Annotated in this window: 19 protein-coding genes and 2 pseudogenes; 6 read left to right on the forward strand and 15 right to left on the reverse strand. The window is 71.6% G+C overall.

Going from position 1 to position 19725, the window contains the following annotated elements; all coding sequences use genetic code 11:
- Positions 1-59: 59 nt before the first annotated feature.
- Positions 60-389 (forward strand): ArsR/SmtB family transcription factor, encoded by a 330-nt coding sequence (locus AB3K78_RS11340; RefSeq protein WP_416443301.1) that lies wholly within the window; start codon positions 60-62, stop codon positions 387-389.
- Positions 386-1162 (forward strand): alpha/beta fold hydrolase, encoded by a 777-nt coding sequence (locus AB3K78_RS11345; RefSeq protein ID WP_416443303.1) that lies wholly within the window; start codon positions 386-388, stop codon positions 1160-1162. The genes AB3K78_RS11340 and AB3K78_RS11345 overlap by 4 nt, the downstream gene beginning before the upstream one ends.
- 12 nt (positions 1163-1174) lie before the next feature.
- On the opposite strand, the gene AB3K78_RS11350 is transcribed toward AB3K78_RS11345, so the two are convergent.
- A complete protein-coding gene (locus AB3K78_RS11350; protein ID WP_416443305.1) occupies positions 1175-1795 on the reverse strand; it encodes a GNAT family N-acetyltransferase in 621 nt (206 codons plus the stop codon).
- Positions 1792-3072, reverse strand: coding sequence for a hypothetical protein (locus AB3K78_RS11355; RefSeq protein WP_416443307.1), 1281 nt, complete (start codon positions 3070-3072; stop codon positions 1792-1794). Before AB3K78_RS11355 ends, AB3K78_RS11350 begins: the two co-directional genes overlap by 4 nt.
- A 106-nt stretch (positions 3073-3178) precedes the next feature.
- Between AB3K78_RS11355 and AB3K78_RS11360 the strand changes: the two genes are divergently transcribed.
- Positions 3179-3832 carry a maleylpyruvate isomerase family mycothiol-dependent enzyme gene (locus tag AB3K78_RS11360; RefSeq protein ID WP_416443309.1) on the forward strand — a complete coding sequence of 218 codons (654 nt, stop codon included), beginning with the start codon at positions 3179-3181 and terminating at the stop codon, positions 3830-3832.
- Here AB3K78_RS11360 and AB3K78_RS11365 read toward each other — a convergent pair.
- From AB3K78_RS11365 to AB3K78_RS11380, 4 genes are all read right to left on the reverse strand, one after another.
- The gene (locus AB3K78_RS11365; RefSeq protein ID WP_416443311.1) at positions 3814-4344 is read right to left on the reverse strand and encodes a GNAT family N-acetyltransferase; all 531 of its coding nucleotides are present in this window, start codon (positions 4342-4344) and stop codon (positions 3814-3816) included. The two genes, AB3K78_RS11360 and AB3K78_RS11365, sit on opposite strands and share 19 nt — an antisense overlap.
- A gap of 8 nt (positions 4345-4352) precedes the next feature.
- On the reverse strand, positions 4353-4655 hold the full coding sequence (locus AB3K78_RS11370; protein WP_416443313.1) for a hypothetical protein: 303 nt from the start codon (positions 4653-4655) through the stop codon (positions 4353-4355).
- Complete coding sequence (locus tag AB3K78_RS11375) at positions 4652-5386, reverse strand: DUF1345 domain-containing protein (protein WP_416443315.1); 735 nt, start codon at positions 5384-5386, stop codon at positions 4652-4654. Before AB3K78_RS11375 ends, AB3K78_RS11370 begins: the two co-directional genes overlap by 4 nt.
- A 132-nt stretch (positions 5387-5518) precedes the next feature.
- Positions 5519-6166, reverse strand: coding sequence for a TMEM175 family protein (locus tag AB3K78_RS11380; protein WP_416443317.1), 648 nt, complete (start codon positions 6164-6166; stop codon positions 5519-5521).
- A gap of 154 nt (positions 6167-6320) precedes the next feature.
- Between AB3K78_RS11380 and AB3K78_RS11385 the strand changes: the two genes are divergently transcribed.
- A complete protein-coding gene (locus tag AB3K78_RS11385) occupies positions 6321-7907 on the forward strand; it encodes a GMC family oxidoreductase (protein WP_416443319.1) in 1587 nt (528 codons plus the stop codon).
- A gap of 7 nt (positions 7908-7914) precedes the next feature.
- Positions 7915-8654 (forward strand): annotated as a pseudogene (locus tag AB3K78_RS11390) (SDR family NAD(P)-dependent oxidoreductase).
- Positions 8655-8674: 20 nt separating this feature from the next.
- Here AB3K78_RS11390 and AB3K78_RS11395 read toward each other — a convergent pair.
- Positions 8675-10312, reverse strand: coding sequence for an amidohydrolase (locus AB3K78_RS11395; RefSeq protein ID WP_416443321.1), 1638 nt, complete (start codon positions 10310-10312; stop codon positions 8675-8677).
- Positions 10313-10510: 198 nt separating this feature from the next.
- Between AB3K78_RS11395 and AB3K78_RS11400 the strand changes: the two genes are divergently transcribed.
- Positions 10511-11338: an SDR family NAD(P)-dependent oxidoreductase gene (locus AB3K78_RS11400; RefSeq protein WP_416443323.1), complete on the forward strand. Its 828-nt coding sequence runs from the start codon at positions 10511-10513 to the stop codon at positions 11336-11338.
- Positions 11339-11403: 65 nt separating this feature from the next.
- Here AB3K78_RS11400 and AB3K78_RS11405 read toward each other — a convergent pair whose 3' ends face one another.
- The 8 genes and pseudogenes from AB3K78_RS11405 to AB3K78_RS11440 form a co-directional block, all read right to left on the reverse strand.
- The gene (locus tag AB3K78_RS11405; protein WP_416443325.1) at positions 11404-12099 is read right to left on the reverse strand and encodes an ABC transporter ATP-binding protein; all 696 of its coding nucleotides are present in this window, start codon (positions 12097-12099) and stop codon (positions 11404-11406) included.
- Entirely contained in the window at positions 12096-13853 is a 1758-nt protein-coding gene (locus tag AB3K78_RS11410) for an ABC transporter permease subunit (protein ID WP_416443327.1), read from the reverse strand. Before AB3K78_RS11410 ends, AB3K78_RS11405 begins: the two co-directional genes overlap by 4 nt.
- Positions 13840-14715, reverse strand: coding sequence for an ABC transporter permease subunit (locus tag AB3K78_RS11415; RefSeq protein ID WP_416443329.1), 876 nt, complete (start codon positions 14713-14715; stop codon positions 13840-13842). Before AB3K78_RS11415 ends, AB3K78_RS11410 begins: the two co-directional genes overlap by 14 nt.
- A gap of 135 nt (positions 14716-14850) precedes the next feature.
- Positions 14851-16029: an ABC transporter substrate-binding protein gene (locus tag AB3K78_RS11420; protein WP_416443331.1), complete on the reverse strand. Its 1179-nt coding sequence runs from the start codon at positions 16027-16029 to the stop codon at positions 14851-14853.
- A gap of 65 nt (positions 16030-16094) precedes the next feature.
- Positions 16095-16922, reverse strand: coding sequence for a MoaF C-terminal domain-containing protein (locus AB3K78_RS11425; RefSeq protein WP_416443333.1), 828 nt, complete (start codon positions 16920-16922; stop codon positions 16095-16097).
- Positions 16923-17094: 172 nt separating this feature from the next.
- Positions 17095-17990: pseudogene (locus AB3K78_RS11430) on the reverse strand (helix-turn-helix domain-containing protein).
- 380 nt (positions 17991-18370) lie between these two features.
- Positions 18371-19138 (reverse strand): HEAT repeat domain-containing protein, encoded by a 768-nt coding sequence (locus AB3K78_RS11435; protein WP_416443335.1) that lies wholly within the window; start codon positions 19136-19138, stop codon positions 18371-18373.
- The gene (locus AB3K78_RS11440; protein WP_416443337.1) at positions 19135-19614 is read right to left on the reverse strand and encodes a MarR family winged helix-turn-helix transcriptional regulator; all 480 of its coding nucleotides are present in this window, start codon (positions 19612-19614) and stop codon (positions 19135-19137) included. Before AB3K78_RS11440 ends, AB3K78_RS11435 begins: the two co-directional genes overlap by 4 nt.
- Positions 19615-19725: the final 111 nt, after the last annotated feature.

A 19725-nucleotide genomic window follows, 5' to 3' on the forward strand; every position in this document is an offset into this window, starting at 1 on the left:
AATGCTCGAACGTTTGGAGCGTACTCGACGCGAGGAAATGGTTCAAGTATTATCGAACCATGTCGAACCCCAGCGACCTCGCGCACCCGGACCGGGATCAGATCGCCCTGCCCGAGGTCCTGTTCGCGCTCAGCGACCCCGACCGGCTGGCCGTCGCGCGCCAGCTGGCCGACGGCCCGCTCGACATGGCATCGTGCCACGCCACCGATCCCAACCTGCCGAAGTCGACGAAGTCCCACCTCATGAAGGTGCTCCGCGAGGCCGGCGTGATCCGCAACGAGCCCAACGGGCGCCGGCGCCGGCTCACCCTGCGCCGCGACGATCTCGACGCCCGCTTCCCGGGACTCCTCGACGCCGTGCTGCGCGACCCGGATAGGCTCGCCGAGTGACCTCACTGCCCGACGCTCCCCGCTACGACCGCCGATACCGGCGAGACGGCGTGACCATGGCCTACACGGAGATCCTCGGGCCCGCGCCGACGACGTTCGTGCTGGTGCACGGCATCGGCATGGGGCGCGCGGTCTACGCCGGAGTGGGAGACGCGCTCGCCGCGCACGGCCGGGTGCTCGCCCTCGACCTGCCGGGCTTCGGCGATTCACCGGAGCCCGGCAGCGCCGCGACGCTCGAGGAGACCGCGGACACCGTCGCGCGCTTCATCGCGCAGGAGGTCGACGGGCCGGTCGTGCTCGTGGGGCACTCCATGGGCACCCAGATCGTCGCCGAGATCGCGCTGCGGTACCCCGAGCGGCTCTCGGCACTCGTCCTCATCGCTCCGACCGTCAACCGGCACGAGCGCACCGCGATACGTCAGGCCGCACGCATGGTGCAGGACCTCACCGGCGAACGCCCGAAGGTACTGCTCATGGGGCTCTGGCAATACGCGAAGACCAACCCGATCTGGTTCGCGAACAAGCTCCGCTTCATGCTCGCCCACCACCTGGAGCACATCTGCCCCGAGATCCGCACGCCGACCCTCGTGCTCCGCGGTGAAACCGACCGGGTATGCCCTCGCGGCTGGGTCTCGGAGGTCGCGGCGCTCCTCCCCCGCTCCGAGATGGCCGAGATCCCCGGACGGGGCCACGAGGCGATCATCCGCAGCGCAGAACCGGCAGCCGCGATGATCCTCGGATTCCTCGCGGAGCAGCGTACCGGGACCGCCTGAGCCTTCGGGGGATCAGGCCGGGTCGCGCCAGTAGGTCTGCGCGCGTCCGCCGCTGTCCGGCTCGACCACCGCGTAGGGCGCATAGCCCAGGCGCTCGTACCGCGCATCGTTCGCCGGATTCGAGGATTCGAGGTACGTGGGGACGCCCGCGGCGTCGTACCGTTCGAGACCGGCACGCAGCAGCGCCATGCCGTAGCCGCCGCCCCGCGCGTCGGGTGCGACGGCGAGCAGCGTCAGGTAGGCATGGGGCTCGGTCGGCCGAACCGTGCCGAACTGCGCGCCCGATCGGAACATCGCCGGTGCCGCTTCGGGTCCGAGCAGGTCCATGACCATCGTCTCGTAGGCGTCGTGCGCGTCCTCGGCGACCTCGTCGGCCCCGGGCGGCAGCCAGACCGAAACGGCCCGCAGCCCGCCCGCTTCCCCCTCGAGCACGAGGGAATCGGGGTGCCGGAGCGCCTCGTCGACCATGAAGCGCCAATAGGTGCGGGTTTGCGCCTCACGGCGATCGGGATCCGGGAACAGCGGCCCCCAGACCGGATCCGGGAGGAACGCGGCGCTGAGGATCCGCGCCATCTCGTCGGCGTCCTCCGCGGTCGCCGGGCGCACGCCCTCGGGCAGCTGGGGCTCGGTCATCGATCGTTCCTCGGACTCGTTCCGTCGCCCGCCTCGGATGCGACGGCGGACCCCTGCGCTCCCGGCTTCGCCAGCAGCGCGTCACGAACCACAATAGCGCGGCGGATGTCGGCCATGATCGGGTCGAAGAACCGCTCGCGGTAGCGCGCCTCGCTCACGGCGGAGAAGACGAACGGCAGCGTCGAGATGATCGACAGCACCGCCGCGGACTTGACGAGGTTCACGGTGATCGGCAGGGTCGCACCGCCGACGACGAGCCGCTCCACGTGCAGCGGGTGCGCCGGAGTACCCGGCCCCACCCACAGCTCCACCACCCCGACCGGGACCGCGATCCCGCCGATGATCATGAGCAGCGACCAGAGCAGCGCCGCGAAGAGCAGCGCCTGCATGAGCTGGGCGACCGCCATCACGAGCAGCAGGTTGATCCGCTGGATCAGTCGCAGCGGCCGGCTCGGCGCCAGTTCCGCCCCGGGACGCCCTCCGGCCGGGGTCCCCTGCAGCAGACGGCCCCGCTCGTCCGCGCCGAGCACGCGTCCCATGTCGTCGATCTCGGAGGCGCAGACGCGGAGCACGACGACGAGCGCGAGGGCGCCGACCACGACACCGACGAGGGCGATGCTGCCCCAGTGGAGCGCGGACGCCATCTGCCACACCTCCGCGGAGAAGAACGCGAAGACGACCAGCATGAGGATCACCGGGAGCGCGATCGAGGCCATGTGCCCCACCGCCGCGGCGTTGCGCACCGCCAGCCGGGCACCCCAGGAGAGCAGCGCGCCGCCGCCCATGCCGGTGATGAGCATGCAGACGAGCACCGTCGCGACGGCGGAGAACATCGGCCCCACCGTCGCCCCCGGCTTGGCGAGGTAGCCGCCGACGATCATGAGCCCCAGGCAGACGAGGATCAGGGCGACCCCGACCGCGTTACCGACCGCCGGGGAGAGACGCCGCATCGCCGCGCGCACGAGCCGATAGCCGGTCCAGGCGAGCGCCGCCAGGATCGCGAGGACCACGAGCACGATGGTGACGACGATCCACTGGCCGTCGTCCACCTCGGGCACCAGGCGCACGGCCTCGTCGATCGCGCGGTCGAACTGGTCGTCGCTGAGCGCCGCCAGGATCGTGACCGCGGTGACGAGCGGGGCGACGCGACGCGGCAGGTCGATGAACCAGCGGCGCAGCGGTACGAAGGTCGGGAGGCCGAGCTCGCGGAACCACCGATCGACCCGACGCCCGGCGGCTCGCGCGCCGGTCCTCGGCGATGACGATGCGGTGCTCACGAGAGCGACACTACACAGTCCGCCCTGGACCCCGTGACGCGCAGCGTGCAGGATGAGAAGCGGATCATCGGCCCTCGGGACCGCCGGGATCCAGACAGGAGCCGAGATGGCGCTCGGAAAGAACGAGGTGTGGGCGGCCGTGCGCGAGGAGCGCCTGCGCCTCGCCGATGACCTCGGGCGCATCACGCCGGCCGACTGGGAACGGGCGTCCCTGTGCCCCGGATGGAGCATCCACGATGTCCTGGCGCACCTGCTCGACACCGCCCGCACCGGGCGGGCGTCGTTCGTGCGGAGCATGATCGTCGCGCGGGGCGATTTCGATCGCGCCAACGCCGACGGGATCGCGCGGTGCAAGGACCCGGACCCCGCGCGGACGCTCGCGGAGTTCCGCGCGTCGGCCGACCTCCGACGGACGCCCCCGGCGAACCTCGCGACGCGGCTCGTCGAAGCGATCGTGCACGGCGAGGACGTGCGCAGACCGCTCGGCATCTCGGGCGACTATCCGGCCCCGGCCGTGCGGGGCGCGCTCGACTACCAGCTGCGCACCCGTGTCTCGTTCGGGGGCGGAGCGGAACGCGCCGCCGGTCTCCGCCTGGTCTCCGCGGACTCCGGCGCCGCCCGGGGAGCCGGCTCCGAGGTGCGGGGAACCGAACTCGACCTGCTGGTGGCGGTGTCGGGACGTCCGGTCCCGGTCGCCGCCTTCGACGGCCCGGGGGCCGAACTGCTGGCCGCGCGCTCGGCTCAGAGCTCGATCCAGTAGCGGCGCAGTCGCGGGTGCCCGGCGTCGGACGCGTCGATGACGTCGCCCAGCACGCCTCCGGCGCCCTCGATGGTGCGCGCCGAACCGCGGTTGTCGTCGTCGCACGTGAGCATCACCCGGCCGATCCCGCGTTCGCGGGCGTGGTCCAGGACCATCCGGAGCGCCGCGCCCGCATGGCCGCGCCTGCGGCGCGACGGCCTCACCGAGTAGCCGATGTGCCCGCCGACGTGCGCGAGATAGGCGTTCAGCTCCCAGCGGAGTCCGATGAACCCGACGACCTCGCCGTCGTCGACCATCCAGAAGTGATCCGCGTGGACCTTGTCGGCGGGGATCTCGGCGCCGGGATCCGCGAAGCGCTCGGCGAGCTCCACGAGGGCCGCGCAGCTCGCGCGGTCGGGGGCCGTGCTGGCGTCCATGCCCATGCCGTGCACGTCCGCGCCGCCGAACTCGGCGAGCGCTTCCGCCCAGGCGGCGAAGAGATCCATCGTGGGGCGAACGAGCGTGAGAGCCATCAGCCCAGTCAAGCAGACCCGCGCGCGGCCCGGACTCCCCGCTCCATCGCCCAGATCCCGCCCGCGAGCGCGGTGACGCCCATGCCGTACGCGGCCCAGCCCTCGATGCCCGGCACGAGGAGCGAGACGGCGAGCTCGCCGATCAGCACGCCGACCGTGATGAACGCCGGCAGGATCGCGGCGCCCCGCGCCGCCGCGACCGCGCCGGTATCGGGCCGACCGCCCCGGGTGATCGCGCGGAGGTAGCGCAGGAAGCAGAGGAGGAACACGCCGACCGCGATCGCGGTCGCCCAGGGCACGGCACCGCTCATGCGGTCTGCGCGCTCGCGATGAAGGTGGTCAGCAGGGACACGACCATGGCGACGACGAGGGCGTTGAACGCGAAGGCGATGAACGTGTGGGTGCGCACCGCGCTGAGTCCGGCCCTCGTGCGCGGCGTGCCCGCCGACATCGCCCCGACGGACGACACCATGACCGACATCGACAGGAAGTCGACGAACACCGGGTCCTCGTCGATGTCGAAGTCGATGCGGTCCCCCGCGGCGTGCAGCCGGAAGTAGCGCAGCGCGAACGCGTAGACCACCGTCGCCCAGGAGGTCGCCGCGGTCAGCAGCACGAGCGCGGGCAGCCAGACGCCGTTGCGGTGCGCTCCGATGAGCAGCGCGGCGATCGCGAAGACGAGCGCGGTCGCGGCGGCCGTCAGCGCCCACCCCTCGGTGCCGCCGAACCAGAGCAGACGCGCGAAACGACCGGGTCCGGTGCGGTGCTGGATCGCCGCGATCCGCCGCGCCTCGTCGGGCGCGGTGCGGGCGAAGAGGCGGTGGGTCCAGACGAGATACACGAGCGAGAACAGCGACAGCCCGAGGCAGGCGGCGAGCAGGACCGAGGAGAACGTGCTCGATCGGTCCTCGGGGGCGCCGCCGATCAGCAGCGGGAGGAGTCCCGCGAGCGCCCCGGCGAGCGACGCGACGATCGCGACGCCCCCGCGGAAGCTGTCCTCGTAGCGGAGCGGGATCTCTCGGGTGGACGGGCGCGTAGACACCGTTCGACGGTAGCGCACGCTGCGCCAGCGGTGCGCCGCGCCGCTCTGCGCGCGGGTCCGCGGGTGCGGTCGAGAACGCAGTCGTCCATGGAGTGCAGGCTCATTCCATGGACGACTGCGCCCTCGACCCGGCTAGGAGGCGAACGCGCGGCCGATCAGCTTCCCGTACAGCGCCTGCATCGGTCCCATCGCGAACATGAGGATCATGGAGAAGTAGCCGATGGCCGACGACAGCACGGCGACGAGCAGCGAGAGCCCGAACAGGGTCGCCATCGCCAGGTCGACGGCCATGCCGTCGCGCAGCGCGGTCGCCGGAATCGCGTGCAGTTCCGGATTCCTGCGCAGATAGAGCCGGATCACGAGCGAGAGGAGCGCCGTGACGATCATGCTGCCGATGTAGAGCACGCGCGCGAGCGAGTCCTCCCCCGACATCTGCCCCGAGATCGAGGTCGCGACCGGCAACCACACGATCGAGAGCATCCATGCCGCGAGCAACCAGAGCAACCGGTTCGACACGAGCGCGACGGGCGCGAACAGTCGGTGGTGGCTCATCCAGAACATCGCGATGATCGCGAAGCTCAGTCCGAAGCTGAGCAGCTGGTCGCGGTGGTCTCCGAGCCACTCGAGCGTGGTCTCGCCCGAGGAGGCGGCCTCGCCGACGCTCTCCATGAGCGGCAGGATCAGCAGCGTCATGGCGATCGCGACGACGGCGTCGACGAAGGCCTTCGGCCGCTCGGCGGCGTAGCTGCGGGACTCTTCGTCGGGACGATCCTCGCTCATGCGACGGATGCTAGCACCGCTCCGCGTTGACCGGGCGGGCGGCCGGCTTGTCTGAGCGGGCACGACCCGGGCAGCGGCCTCGACGCGCCGCGCGCCGGGATGCCAGCCTCGAATGGAGTGCGCGGCAAGGGTGCCGCGACGGAGAGGAGATCTCATGTCGGAGCAGCTCGGCGAGGGCGCGCAGCCCCGCACCGCGATCGTGGTCGGGGCCGGGTCCTCGGGATCGGTGGTCGCCCGCAGACTCGCGGACGCCGGTGTCTCGGTCACGGTGCTCGAGGCGGGTGGCGAGGACGGCAACCCCGCGATCCACGACCCGAGTCGCATGGGCGAGCTCTGGCACGGGCCCGACGACTGGGACTACTTCACCGAACCGCAGCCCGGCGCGAACGGGCACCGCCTGCACTGGCCGCGCGGCAAGGTGCTCGGCGGCTCCCACTCGCTGAACGCGATGATCTGGGTGCGCTGCACTCCGCAGGACTTCGACCACTGGGAGTCGCTCGGCAACCCTGGCTGGGGCTGGAACGACGTGCTGCCCGTCTATCGCCGCATCGAGAACTTCCACGGAGCGGGCGACCCCGCCCTGCACGGCACGGACGGCCTGCTCGACGTCACCGACGAGTACCCGCTCTCGCCGATCCAGCGGTCGATCATCGATGCCGCGATCGAGGAGGGGCTGCCGCTCAACCCCGACTACAACGGCGCCGAGATCGAGGGCGTCTCGCAGCAGCAGGTGACGATCCGCGACGGCCGCCGCCTCAACACCTACATGGCCTATCTGAAGCCGGTGCGGGATCGCGTCGCGGTCGAGACCGGCTGCCACGTGCACGAGCTGATCTTCGCGGAGGATGCCGACGCGGGCCCCGCCGGGCGCCCGCGTGTGATCGGCGTGCGATTCGCACAGGGCGGCGAGGTGCGCGAGCTGTTCGCCGACGAGGTGATCCTCTCGGCCGGGGCCATCGACTCGCCGCGGGTGCTGCTGCGCTCGGGCATCGGTCCGGCCGACGAGCTCCGCGCGGTCGGGATCGAGTCTCGGGTCGATCTGCCCGGCGTCGGCAAGAACCTGCACGACCACTACCTCTCACCCGTCATCTTCGCCGCAGAACGTCCCATCGACCCGCCGCGCGAGGGCGTCTCGGTGACGCAGTCGCACCTGTTCTGGAAGAGCCGGCCCGAGCTCGACCGCCCCGACACCCAGCCGATCCACTTCTCGGTGCCGATGTACGGCGACTTCCTCGAACCGCAGGGCGACAGCGGTTTCACGCTGATGGGCGGCCTCGTGACCCCGAGCTCGCGCGGCTCGATCACCCTGTCGGGCCCCGCCCCCGAGGACCCCCTGCGGCTCGACCCTCAGGCGCTCAGCCAGGAGGATGACGTCGCCTCGCTCGTCGCATCGGTGCGCCAGTGCCGCCGGATCGGCACGCAGGCGGCGCTCGCGGCGGCGCCCGAGGACGGCGGCTGGGGCGCGACCGAGATCTACCCCGGGCCCGAGGTCGGCGACGGCGAGGACCTCGTCGACTACGTGCGGAGCACCCTCGCGACCTACCACCACCAGGTCGGCACCTGCAAGATGGGCGTCGACGAACTGGCCGTCGTCTCGCCGCGGCTCGCGGTGCACGGCGTCGACGGGCTACGGGTGATCGACGCCTCGATCATGCCCCGCGTGACCGCGGGCAACACCAATGCCCCCGCGGTGCTGATCGGCGAGCTCGGAGCGGGCTTCGTGCTCGCCGGCGAGCGGTAGGCGCGCGATGGACGGCGGTGCGGCGGCGTTCGCGCCCGGACTGTTCGCGGGGCGCACGGTGCTGGTCACCGGCGGGACCTCCGGTATCGGGCTCGCGGCGGCCGAGCTGTTCGCCGGGCTCGGCGCCCGGGTGATCGCGATCGGCCTCGGCGCCGATCGCACCCCGGTGCCGCCCGGCGGCGCGATCGAGCTGTACGAGGTGGACGTCACCGACGAGGCCGCGGTGCGCGCCGTGATCGACGGGCTCGACCGGCTCGACGTGCTCGTACCCGCGGCCGGGATCAGCCTGGGAGCGCGCGAGCTGGAATGGGAGGCGTTCGAACGGGTGGTGGCGATCCAGCTCGGCGCCGTGTACCGGGTGGCCGAGCTGTCGCGCCCCTGCTGCGCGCCTCGGGCGGGTCGCTCATCACCATCGCGTCGATGTTCGCCTTCTTCGGAGGTGGATCGCGCGCGGCCTACTCCGCGGCGAAGGGCGGCGTGGTGCAGCTCACCAAGTCGCTCGCCGAGGCGTGGGCCGCCGACGGGATCCGGGTGAACGCGGTGGCTCCGGGGTGGATCGAGACACCGCTCGCAGCCGGGCTCGACGCGCCGACGAAGGAACGGATCCTGTCGCGCACCCCGCTAGCTCGCTTCGGCGCGGCCGAAGAGGTGGCAGCCGCGATCGCGTTCCTCGCGTCGGACGCCGCGTCCTTCATCACCGGGGCGGTGCTGCCGGTCGACGGCGGGTACCTCACCGTCGCGATCTGAGCGTCGGCCTCCGGGCCGGATCACGCCTCGCGTACGAACACCCGCCGCCCGGCGAACCAGGTCTCCTCGACGCGCGTGCGCACGAGCTCGTTCGCCGGACGCGCGAAGGGGTCGCGGTCGAGCAGCACGAAGTCCGCGGACTTGCCGACCGCCAGCGACCCCGTCTCGTCGGCGAGCCCCATCGCCTCGGCCGCGTTGATCGTGAACACCGCGATGGCCTCGTCGAGCGTGATCGCCTCCTCCGGCCACAGCGTGCCCGGGTACTCGCCGCTCGGGTCCTCGCGGGTCACGAGGCCGTGGATCCCCTCCCAGGCGTTCGGCGATGCCGACACCGGCCAGTCGGATCCGCCGGCCACGATCGCACCGGCGTCGATGAGCGAGCGGTTCGGCTGCATGCGGTCGGCCCGTTCCCGCGGCAGCACCTCGCGGATCGCCTCGACGATGGGCCCCGGCACCCAGATGAACGGCGAGATGTCGGCCGAGACGCCGAGCGCCGCGAACCGCGGGATGTCGTCCGGGTGCACGAACTGCCCGTGCGCCACCTGGTAGCGGGTCTCGGTGAAGCCCTCGCCGCGCAGCGTCTCGACGGCGTTCAGCACGGCATGCACCGAGGCGTCGCCCGTGCAGTGGATCTTGGCCGAGATGCCGACCTCGGCGACGCGGCGCAGCCAACCGGTCAGCTCCGCCGGATCGAGCAGCGTGTCGCCGTGGAAGTGATCGCCGTGGAGCTCGTCGGGCAGGTACGGCTCGAGGAACGCGCCCGTGCGCGTCGGCGGCACCCCGTCGAGGAAGATCTTCACGAAGTCCGGGCGGTGGTGCTCGGTGCGGAAGCGCTCGCCGCCGAACACCAGCGCGTCGCCGATCACGTCGTGTCCGAAGATCTCGTCGTTGACGAGCATCGAGGTCACCACCCACGCGTCGAGCTCGCCGTCGGCGTCGAGCGCGCGCAGCGCCTCGAGCGTCTGGACCGAGACGCCCGCATCTTGGAACGCCGTGATCCCGTACTCGCTGAGCATCGCCACGCCTCGGCGCGATGCCGCCCGATCCTGCTCCGCGGTGAGCCCGCCGACGGCCCGGTGCGCCTGCGCGACCGGGATCCCCGCCGCCTCGATGAGCACGCCGGTCGGCCGCCCCTCGGCGTCCAGCGAGACGCCGTCGTCACCGGCGGCGATCCCGGCGAGCTCCATCGCGCGCGAGCTCGCCCACCGGTTGTGGTGCGAGTCGTCGGAGAGCATCACGGGGCGCCCGCCGGCGGCCGCGTCGAGCAGCGCCAGCCCCTCCGCGGTGTCGATCTCGCCGAGGCGGTCGCTGGCCCACGGCCCGCCGACGATCCAGGCGTCGGCCGGCAGCGCCTCGGCGTACGCGCGCACCGCATCGGCGATCCCGTCGAGGTGCGCGCCGAGCGGCAGGCGCAGCTCGAACAGGTCCTCCTGGCCCGCGATCGCGTGGTGGTTGTGCACGTCGACCAGGCCGGGCATCAGGAACGCGCCGTCGAGCGCGCGACGCTCGGTGCTCGGCCCGGCCAGCGCCGCCACCTCGGCGTCCGTGCCGACGGCCGCGATCCGCCCGCCGCTCACCGCAATCGCCTCGGCCCACGGGCGGGCAGGATCCGCGGTGTAGACGCGGGCGCCGGTGAGGATCAGATCGGGGTGGGTCATCGTCGACTCCTGTCTGCGTGCGGAAGCTCGTGGGTGCGTACGGTCGGCACCCCGCCCCAGTATTCCGGCGACGGGTCCGGCCGCGTTGACCGTGAGGACAGCGCTGTTGCGCATGCGGGATCGATCCGCGCGCACGCGGCGCGACGGCGGCAGGATGAGGACACGGCAGAGTCGCCGACGAACGAGAGGAAGAGCCGGATGACCGAGAGCACGGACGTACAGGGGCGCGTGGTCGCCATCACCGGAGGCGGCACCGGCATCGGCGCCGCGGTCGCCGAGCGCTTCGCCGCCGAGGGGGCCACCGTCGTGGTGCTGGGCCGCCGTCGCGAGCCGATCGAAGCGGTGGCCGAGCGCATCGGCGGCGCCGCGATCGTCGCCGACGCGGCGGACGGCGAGTCCGCCCGCGCGGCCGTCGCCGAGATCGTACGCCGCTTCGGCCGCCTCGACGTGCTGGTCGCGAACGCAGGCGGCCACGGTTTCTCGTCGGTCGGCGAGACGAGCGACGCCGACTGGGACGCCGCCATCAGCGTCAACCTGTCGACGGCGTTCGTGATGGCCCGCGAGTCGCTGCCCGCGCTGATCGACGCGGCCGCCGAGCACGGCGGAGCCCAGATCGTGATCGTCTCCTCACTCGCCGGGCTCTTCGCGGGCCCCTCCGTCGCGGGCTACACGGTCGGCAAGCACGCCCTCATCGGCCTCACGCGCAGCCTCGCCCGCGACTACGGCGCGAAGGGCGTGCGCGTCAACGCGATCTGCCCGGGCTGGGTGCGCACCCCCATGGCGGACGCCGAGATGGACGAGTTCGCGCAGGCCGCGCCCGAGATCGCCGACCGCGCGGCCGGGTACGCCGCGGTCACCCGGGACGTGCCCCTCGGCCGGCCGGCCGAGCCCGCCGAGATCGCCTCCATCGCGCGCTTCCTCGGCTCGTCGCAGTCGTCTTACGTGACCGGATCGGTGCTCGTCGCCGACGGCGGGGCGCACGTCGTCGACCTGCCCACCATCGCCTTCGAGCACGCGGGCATGTAGTCGCACCCGAACGCCGAAGGGCGGGCCCGGCTTCTCGCCGGGCCCGCCCTTCGCGGTTCGCGGACTCACCCGCCCAGGTAGGCCCGCCGCAGCAGCTCGGGATCCTCTTCGAGCGCCTGCGCCGGCCCCTGCGCGTGGCTGACGCGTCCGCTCGCGAGGACCATCGCCTCGTCGGCGATGCCGAGCGCGAGATGGGTGAACTGCTCCACGAGCAGCACCCCGACTCCCGTCGACGCGATCTGCTGGATCAGCGGCAGCAGTCGCATGAACACGACGGGCGCCAGGCCGAGCGACATCTCGTCGATCAGCAGGAACCGCGGCTTCGAGGCGAACGCCCGCGCGAGCACCACCATCTGCTGCTCGCCGCCCGAGAGCAGTGCCGATTGCGCGTCGATCCGCTTCTCGAGTTCGGGGAACGACGCCAGCACCTCCTGCACGCCCGCATCGTTCTTCGCGGTGAGCAGCAGGTTCTCGCGCACGGTGAGCGATGGGAAGATCGCCCGGCCCTGCTCGATGTGCGCGATCCCTGCGCGGGCGCGCTGCACGCGGCCCCATTTCGCCATCGACCGGCCATCGACCGAGATGTCGCCCGCCGAGTGCGGGATGACGCCCGACACCGACTCGAGCAGGCTCGTCTTGCCCGCTCCGTTCGGCCCGACGAGCGCGAGGATCTCGCCCTCCCGGAGCACCAGGTCGACCCCCGAGACCACGGGCCCGGCTCCCCGGCTGACCGTCGTTCCGCTCAACTGCAGTTCGCTCACTGCGTCACCTCCGCGTCTCCCATGTATGCGGCCACGACGGCCGGATCCTCCAGCACCGCTCCGGCCTCGCCCTGGGCGAGCACCCGCCCGAAATCGAGCACGGTGAGCTCGGTGCAGACGGTGCGCACCAGGTCGAGGTCGTGCTCGATGATCACGATCGCGGTGTCGAAGCGAGACGGGATCCGGGCGAGGCGCTGCCCGAACTGCAGGTGCTCCTCGTGCGAGAGCCCGGCGGCCGGCTCGTCGAGGATCAGCACGCGCGGACCCGAGAGCACCGCCGCGGCGACCTCGATCAGTCGGCGGGTGCCGACGTCGACGTTCGCGAGCTGCTCCTCGGGCGGCGGGCAGCCGAGGAACGCGAGCGCATCGGCCAGCTCGTCGCGGTCGAGCGCCCGTCGGGCGACGAAGCGCACGTAGGCCTCGACCGTGAGCTGGGGCGGCACCCGATCCTGCTGGAAGGTGCGGCGCAGGCCCCGACGGGCACGCGACACCGGAGACAGCCGGCTGATGTCGGCGCCGTCGAGCTCGACCGCGCCCGTGTGCTGCGGCAGGAAACCGCTCACCGCGTCGACGAAGGTCGACTTCCCGGCGCCGTTCGGACCGATGAGCCCCATGATCGAGCGCGGACGCACCCGCAGGGAGACGTCGTCGAGCGCCTTCAGCGCACCGAACTGCACGCCGAGCCCGCGCACTTCCAGCACGGGCGGTGCGTCGGCCGGGATCGGTTCCTCGGCCTCGGGCACGGCGAACACGTCGAGCACGCTCGTCGTCACCGAGCCCGGGTCCGCAGCCCCCGCGCTGCGGCGCTTGGCCCGCTTGCGGATCCCTGAGCGGATCGCCTCGCCGAGGTTCGATCCGCTCGTGAGCGCCTGGATGCCCAGCACGCCGAAGACAACGAAGCCCCAGTCCTGGGGCACGCCCCAGCGCTTCAGCAGCTCGGGCACGAGCACCCACAGGATCCCGCCGAAGATGGCCATGTCGATCAGGTAGGCGCCGCTCATGATCGCGAGGATGTAGAGGGCGAGCGACTGGATGGGGGTGAAGCTCGAGGCGTACGGGATCCCGACCTGGCCGGCCAGCAGCCCGCCCGAGATGCCGCCGAGTGCGGCGCTGACCGCGAACGCCGACAGCTTGGCCGCACTGACGCTCTGACCGACGGCGGCGGTGCCGCGCTCCGAGAACGCGACGGCCTTCCAGCTGCTGCCGATGCGGCTGCGCTGCAGCAGGAACACGCCGAGCGCGCAGATCACGAGCACGATGATCGCGAAGAAGAAGAACTGCCGGTCGCTCGAGAACATGGCGGGCCGCTCGATCTGCGCGCCGTCGGCCTGGCCGGGGAACTGCGTCTGCACGAGCAGCACGTCGAACGCTGCGGCGAAGCCGAGGGTGACGACCGCCAGGTTCACGCCGCGCAGGCGCAGCGCGGGCAGGCCGATGATCACGCCCGCGACGCCGGCGCCGATGCCGCCCGCGACGAGCCAGACGATGAAGCCCCCGGGCGCGTGCGACACGTTGAGCCAGGAGACGATCCAGGCGCCGATCGCGCCGAAGGTGAGCTGGCAGAGCGCGATGATGCCCGCCGAGCCCGTCACGATACCGAGACCGAGGATCGCGATCGTCGCGGTCACCATGCTGATCGCGAGGTAGACGACGTAGCCCGAGAGCCCGACGCTCAGGGCCCAGCCGACGCCGAGGGCGAGCACCGCCACCACGAACGGCAGCGCGACGCGGAGGGAGCGATTAGCGAGCAGCATCCCACACCGCCTTTCTCTGGGACCACAGGAGGAGGACCACGATGAACACGAGCGGGACGAAGCTGCGCACGAGCGTCAGCTCGGACACCTGCGCCACCATGCCGCCGACGAGGCCGAGCAGCAGTCCGCCGACGACCGCGAGGTCGAGCCGCTTGAACCCGCCGAGCAGCGCTGCTGCGGCGGCGGGGATGATGAGCATCGACAGGCTCACCGCGTCGTTCGACTGGGTGGGCGCGATGATCAGCACCGTGACCGCGCTGACCGCACCGGTGACGGCCCAGACCCCGATCGAGAGCGGCTTCGATGCGATGCCGATCAGCTCCGCCGTGGTGGGGCGGTCGGAGAGTGCGCGCAGCTTCGTGCCGATGGTCGTCTTGCGCAGCACGATCGCTGCGGCGAGCGCCACGAGGATCGCGAGCGAGACGGTGACGACGGTGACCCAGCTGACGACGACGCCGGCGACGCTGAACGCGGCACCGTCGAAGATCGGGGCGAAGGGCTGGGGCTTGTTGCCGAACATGATGTAGGAGAGCGACATGAGCAGCAGGAACGGGGCGACGGTCATCGCGGAGCGGGTCGACAGGTCGGCCTCGGCGAGCCAGGTCGCCGCGATCCAGCCGATGAGCGCGCTGAGCAGGGCGCCGACGACGACGCCGGCGATCGTCGCGAGCCAGACGGGGATCCCGAGCTTGCTCGCGAACCAGACGGAGATGAACGCGGCGAACATGCCGGTGGCCGCCTGCGCGAAGTTGACGACGCGCACGAGACGGGACATGAGGGTGAGCGTGACGGCGAAGACGGCGTAGACGCCGCCCGCGGCGAGTCCGGAGAGCGCGCCCTGGAGGAGCGCGCCGCCGTTCACGCGCGCCCCCGGGGGCGGGGGCCGCGCGATGCGGGGGTGGAGTGCATGGGAACCTCTGCGGTGGGATCGATGGGACCGGAGCGCCCGGCGGGGCAGAACCCGGGGTCTGCCCCGCCGGAGGCGGGAGCGGAGCGGCTACTTCGACGGCAGCTTCAGCCAGTCGTCCGCGGCCTTGGCCCAGGCGTTCGTGCCGGACTTCAGCACGACCGGCCAGCCGCCGGGCTCGTAGTCCTGCGCGGCGACCTGCTTGAACTGGTACGGGTAGGCGATCATCTGGTTCTCGATCGGCTTCATCTCGTCGAGCGCCTTCGCGACGCTCTCGCGGGTGATGTCGCCCTTGATGCTCTTGAGCACCTCGACCATGAACGTGGCCGAGAGGTAGCCGCCCTGACTGAACGAGGTGAGCGTGATGTCGTTCTTCTGCATCAGCGACTTCCAGTCGGCGTTGACGTCGCTGTCCTCGGTGAAGGGATAGAACTCGGCGGGCACGTAGACGCCGGCCGCGCTGTTCGACACGGCCTTCGCGAAGCTCTCGCTGTAGGTCGAGGTGAGGAACAGGAAGGTGACGTCGTCCCAGCCCTGCTGGTTCGCGGCCTTGATCTGGCCGATCGCGTCGGGCTCGACGGCGTTGCTGACGATCGCCTTGCATCCGGCCTTCTTCGCCTTCACGATGTAGGGCGTGTAGTCGGCGCCGCCGTAGGGCACGGTGTCGTCGATGAGCACGGGCTTCTTGCCGGTGATCGAGCTCCAGCGGTCGACGGCCGCCTTGTAGGAGGGGCCGGTCGAGCCGATGACGCTGGTGAACACGCACAGGTCGCTGAGGCCGAGCTTCTCGGAGCCGTAGAGCATGGTGAGCGTGGTGTCGTTGAACGGGCCGATGTTGACCGGCGCGATGTTCTTCGACTTGAAGCAGCCGGGGTCGACGCCGATGCCCTGGATCGAGCGCACCTGCTCCTGCTCGTAGTACTTCGCGTTGATCTCGCAGTCGAGCAGCGACGCCGATCCGACCAGCGCGACGACCTCGTCGCTACCGATCAGCTGACGGGCGGACGCGGTCGCGGTCGCGGGGTCGGCCTTGTCGTCGGTGATCTTGTATTCGATCTTGCGGCCGTTGATGCCGCCCTTGGCATTGACCTCGTCGAAGACGGCCTTCGCGGCCTGCGAGGCCTCGGGGAAGGTGGCCGGGCCGCTGATGGTGTTGACGGAGCCGAGCTTGATCGGCCCGCCGCCACCGCCGTCGCTTCCGGCGCAGCCGCTGAGCGCGAGCGCTGCGGCTGCGGTCAGGGCCGCGGCCGCCAGGAGTCGTTTCTTCATGTCGGTTCCTCTCGGGACAGGTGAGGGTGAGGTACTGCGGGACGCGGAGCCCACGGGCTCCGGGGTCAGACGGGCTGGACGTCGGGGTAGGCGACCGAGCCGAGCGGGTACACGTGCCCGCCGGCGCGCGAGTGCTCGGCCCGCCCGTCGCCCGTGATCCCGAGGAAGATCCCCGTGGTCATGAGCTGGGTGCCGAGGTCGTGCAGCCAGACGCTCGCGACCGCGATGCGGAACTCGCGGAAGCAGAACAGGTAGAGGCCGTCCGCGAACTTCCACACGGTCGACAGGTCCATGTCGCCGTGGCCGCGCTGCACGCCCTGGACGCACTGCCAGGCGTAGCGCTCGCTCGAGATGTAGACGTGCTCGTAGAGGTGCTCGGGGCTGTAGCGGTACAGGTTGCGGCGACCGATGAGGTCGCGCGACGGACCGGGGATCTCGCCGGTGGGGGTGCCGCGGTCGGTCGTCGCCGCCCAGAACGTCTGCCCGACGCGGGGCTCCCCCTCGGTCTCGGACTCGGCGATCTCGGACCGGGTCACGAGCGCCCGGTGGGTGCGCTCGGAGTAGACGATCGTGATCGCTTCGCGCTCGCGGGTCTCGACGGGCAGGTTGAGGAACACGACGTCCTCGCGCACCCGCACCGCGTCGTAGGGATCCCGCAGCTCGCCCGCGGTCGCGATCGCGCCGCTCGCGGACCAGGCGACCTCGCCGTTCTCGAAGGCGAGACGAAGCTCGGTGCCGTCGTCGAGCACCAGCGCGAGCGTCTGCCCGTCGAGGTCGGTGCTCGGGAGGCGGTAGGTGTCGATTCCGGCTGCGAACTCGTCGTAGCTCCGCCACTCGTTCGGATCCGCGGCGGTCAGGTCGGTTGCGGTGGGGGCTGCAGCGGGGGTCGTCATCGTCCCTGGGGTCCTTTCAGCGCGTCGGTCGTGAGGACGCCGCATCGCGCCGCCCAGCCGTCGGCCGGAGAGCCTCGATGCTCGTCTTGCGCTCACTGTATGGAGCGGCGGGGCGGCCCGGAGCGCACCTCTCGCGCAGCGACAAGGGGCGTGGCGCTCCGGTCAATCCGGGTCACGAAGCGGTTGCGGGCCGCTCGCTGAGACGCAGCTCGCTCGGCGAGACGCCGAACGCCGATTTGAAGGTCCGGCTGAAATAGGCGGCCTCGGTGAATCCCCAGCGGGCCGCGATGCTCGCGACGGTGCGGTCAGCGAGCACGGGATCCAGCAGGTCGGCGCGGCAGCGGTCGAGCCGCCGCGATCGGATCCAGGCGGACACCGTGGTGCCGGTGCGGCGGAAGACCGCGCTCAGGTGGCTCGTCGAGACGTAGTGCGCCGCCGCGATGCGGCCGGGCGAGAGGTCCGGCGACGCCAGGTGGTCGTCGATGTAGGCGTAATGCGCTGCAGCAGCTGGGAGTGCGGATCCCGCTGCACCGGATCCGCGTCGGCGATCCCAGACACGAGCGTGGTGACGAGGTCGAGCGCGGTGCGCGCGAGCTTGCCGCGCAGCGGATCGTTCATCGCGGTCAGCTGGGACGGGAACTGCGCGAGGAACGCCGTCGCGACCGAAGCGAGCGCGGGATGCCGTTCTCCGAGCACCACCGCCGTGAGCTGCTCGGTGTACGGCACGGGCAGCAGGTGCTTCGGGAACATCATGACGAGGTTGCGGAAGCTCTCGCCGAGCAGGAGCGAGTAGGGCTGCGAGGTGTCGGTGATGGTCAGGGATCCCGGCCCGAGCGCCGCCTCGCGACCGTCCTGCACCAGGATTCCGCTCCCCTGCTGGAGCAGCCCGATCTTGTAGTACCCGCTGCCGCCGTTCGCGATCGTCTCGGGCGTGCGCTCGACGAGGTGCGGGCACGCCGTCACCTCGGTGAACACGATGTCACCGGCGGAGACGGAGTGCATGCGCGCCGCGAACGGCGCTTCCCGCTCCGTGCTGATCCGCAGCGGGACGAACGACGCGGACACCATGCTGCGGAACGCGGCGAGGTTGTCGGTCTGCGCGACCCCGGCCCCGCTCCATGCGCCGTGCGTCGCGATCGTGCGCTGCATCTGCTCCACCCGCCTTCGGGCCGCCGCCCGAGGGCGGGCGCGGGTTCGCCGACGCGCGTGCTCGCGGCGCCGGAGCCGCGTGTGCACGCGAGCGTACACGCGCGCGACCGCGGTGTCTGCGGCTGCGCCCGGAACGGGACCGCTGGGTCAAGGGCTCGGCGTGGAGAGGCAAGGCGGTTTCGGGGCCGGGGCCGGGTCTGGGTCTGGGTCTGGGTCTGGGTCTGGGAAGGAGATTCGCGCTCGATCGGAGATTCTGCGCGTTCTCGTCCTGCTGAGCACGGATCTCCGTGCGAAAGGCCCTACGGTCGCGCGTCGTGGAGCGATCGGAGACCGCGGTGCAGGATCCGCTGGGTTTGGGGCCCGGGGCTCTCTCTCGCCCACCGGATCGCGAGATCGCGCGCCCACCCGGGGTTCGACTTCGCGGCGTCGTTGATCCAGTTCGCGACCGAGTCCTGCACGTACACCGACGGGTCGGCGCGCAGCGGTTCCAGGATCGGCAGGCCCCGATCCGGCTCCGCTCCGAGCACCGCGATGCGCTTCGCCCACACCCCGCGCGGACGCAAGGCCTCGCTCGCGAAGCGGCGGATCCGCTCCGATGGATCGGTCGTCAGCTCGGCGAGCACGGCGATGCTCTCCTCGAGTTCGACGGCGAGTCGGTCCCGCACGGCCATCCAGGCCCATTCGCGCACCCCGAAGTGCGGGTCGTCGGCGGCCGGCAGGATCAGCGCGACGAGTTCGTGCGGAGATCCCGGTTCCGCGGCGAGGGCGAACCAGGCCCAACCGCGCACCGTGTCCGAGGGGTGCCGGGTGAGCTCGGCGCAGGCCGCGGCCCCGAGGTGGGCGCGGAGCGCTGCGCCGATGGCGCGCATCCGAGCCAGGATGCCGAGCTCCCCTGCTGCTCGCACCTCGGCCGCGAGTTCGGCGGACGCCTCAGGGATCGCGTGCGCGAGCAGCACCGCGTGGTCCAGTGCGGTGATCTCGCCGAGCGTGCGCGACTCGACGCGGCCGCGCTGCACCTCGTCGCGCGACGCGGACAGGCGGTTCCGGGAACCGTTCGTCGGGTTCATGCCGATGTCACCGCGTTGCGCTGCATCGTGGCGAGGGCATCGGCGCATGCGGCCGCGGCATCCGCACCGATGCCATCCGTGAGCCGCCGGAGCCAGGTCTCGTAGCGCGGGGCGAGCTCGGCGAGCAACGCCTCCCCCGCCGGGGTGGCGTGCAGCACGAGCGCGCGGCGATCGCTCGAATCGGGTTCGCGGACCGCCCATCCCGCACCGGCGAGCCCATCGACGAGTCCCGTGACCGTGGCTCGGGTCACGCCCAGCCGCTCGGCGATCCTCGCGGGTGCCGCTCCCGGCTCGGCCGAGATCGCGAGCAGCGCGGCGAAGCGCCCCTCGGAGAGCCCGTGCGGTTCGAGGAGCGCCGCGCACTCCGCGTCGATGCGGCGCGCCGTGGTGAGCAGTCCCATCACCAGTTCCACCGCGGGCGCGCTGCCCACGCGGTCGAGGAGCAGCGCATGCTTGGTGTCGATCAGGTCATTCATTAGCCACCAAACTATCAGGTGGCTAACTTTAGTGGCTACGGTCCCCGGTCACCGCCAGTCGGAGATTCGCGCTCAGACTGAGATCCTGGGCGATTTCCTCATTCTGAGCAC

It is taken from the genome of Leucobacter sp. HNU, from assembly GCF_047946755.1.
In the GTDB taxonomy this organism is placed as follows: domain Bacteria; phylum Actinomycetota; class Actinomycetes; order Actinomycetales; family Microbacteriaceae; genus Leucobacter.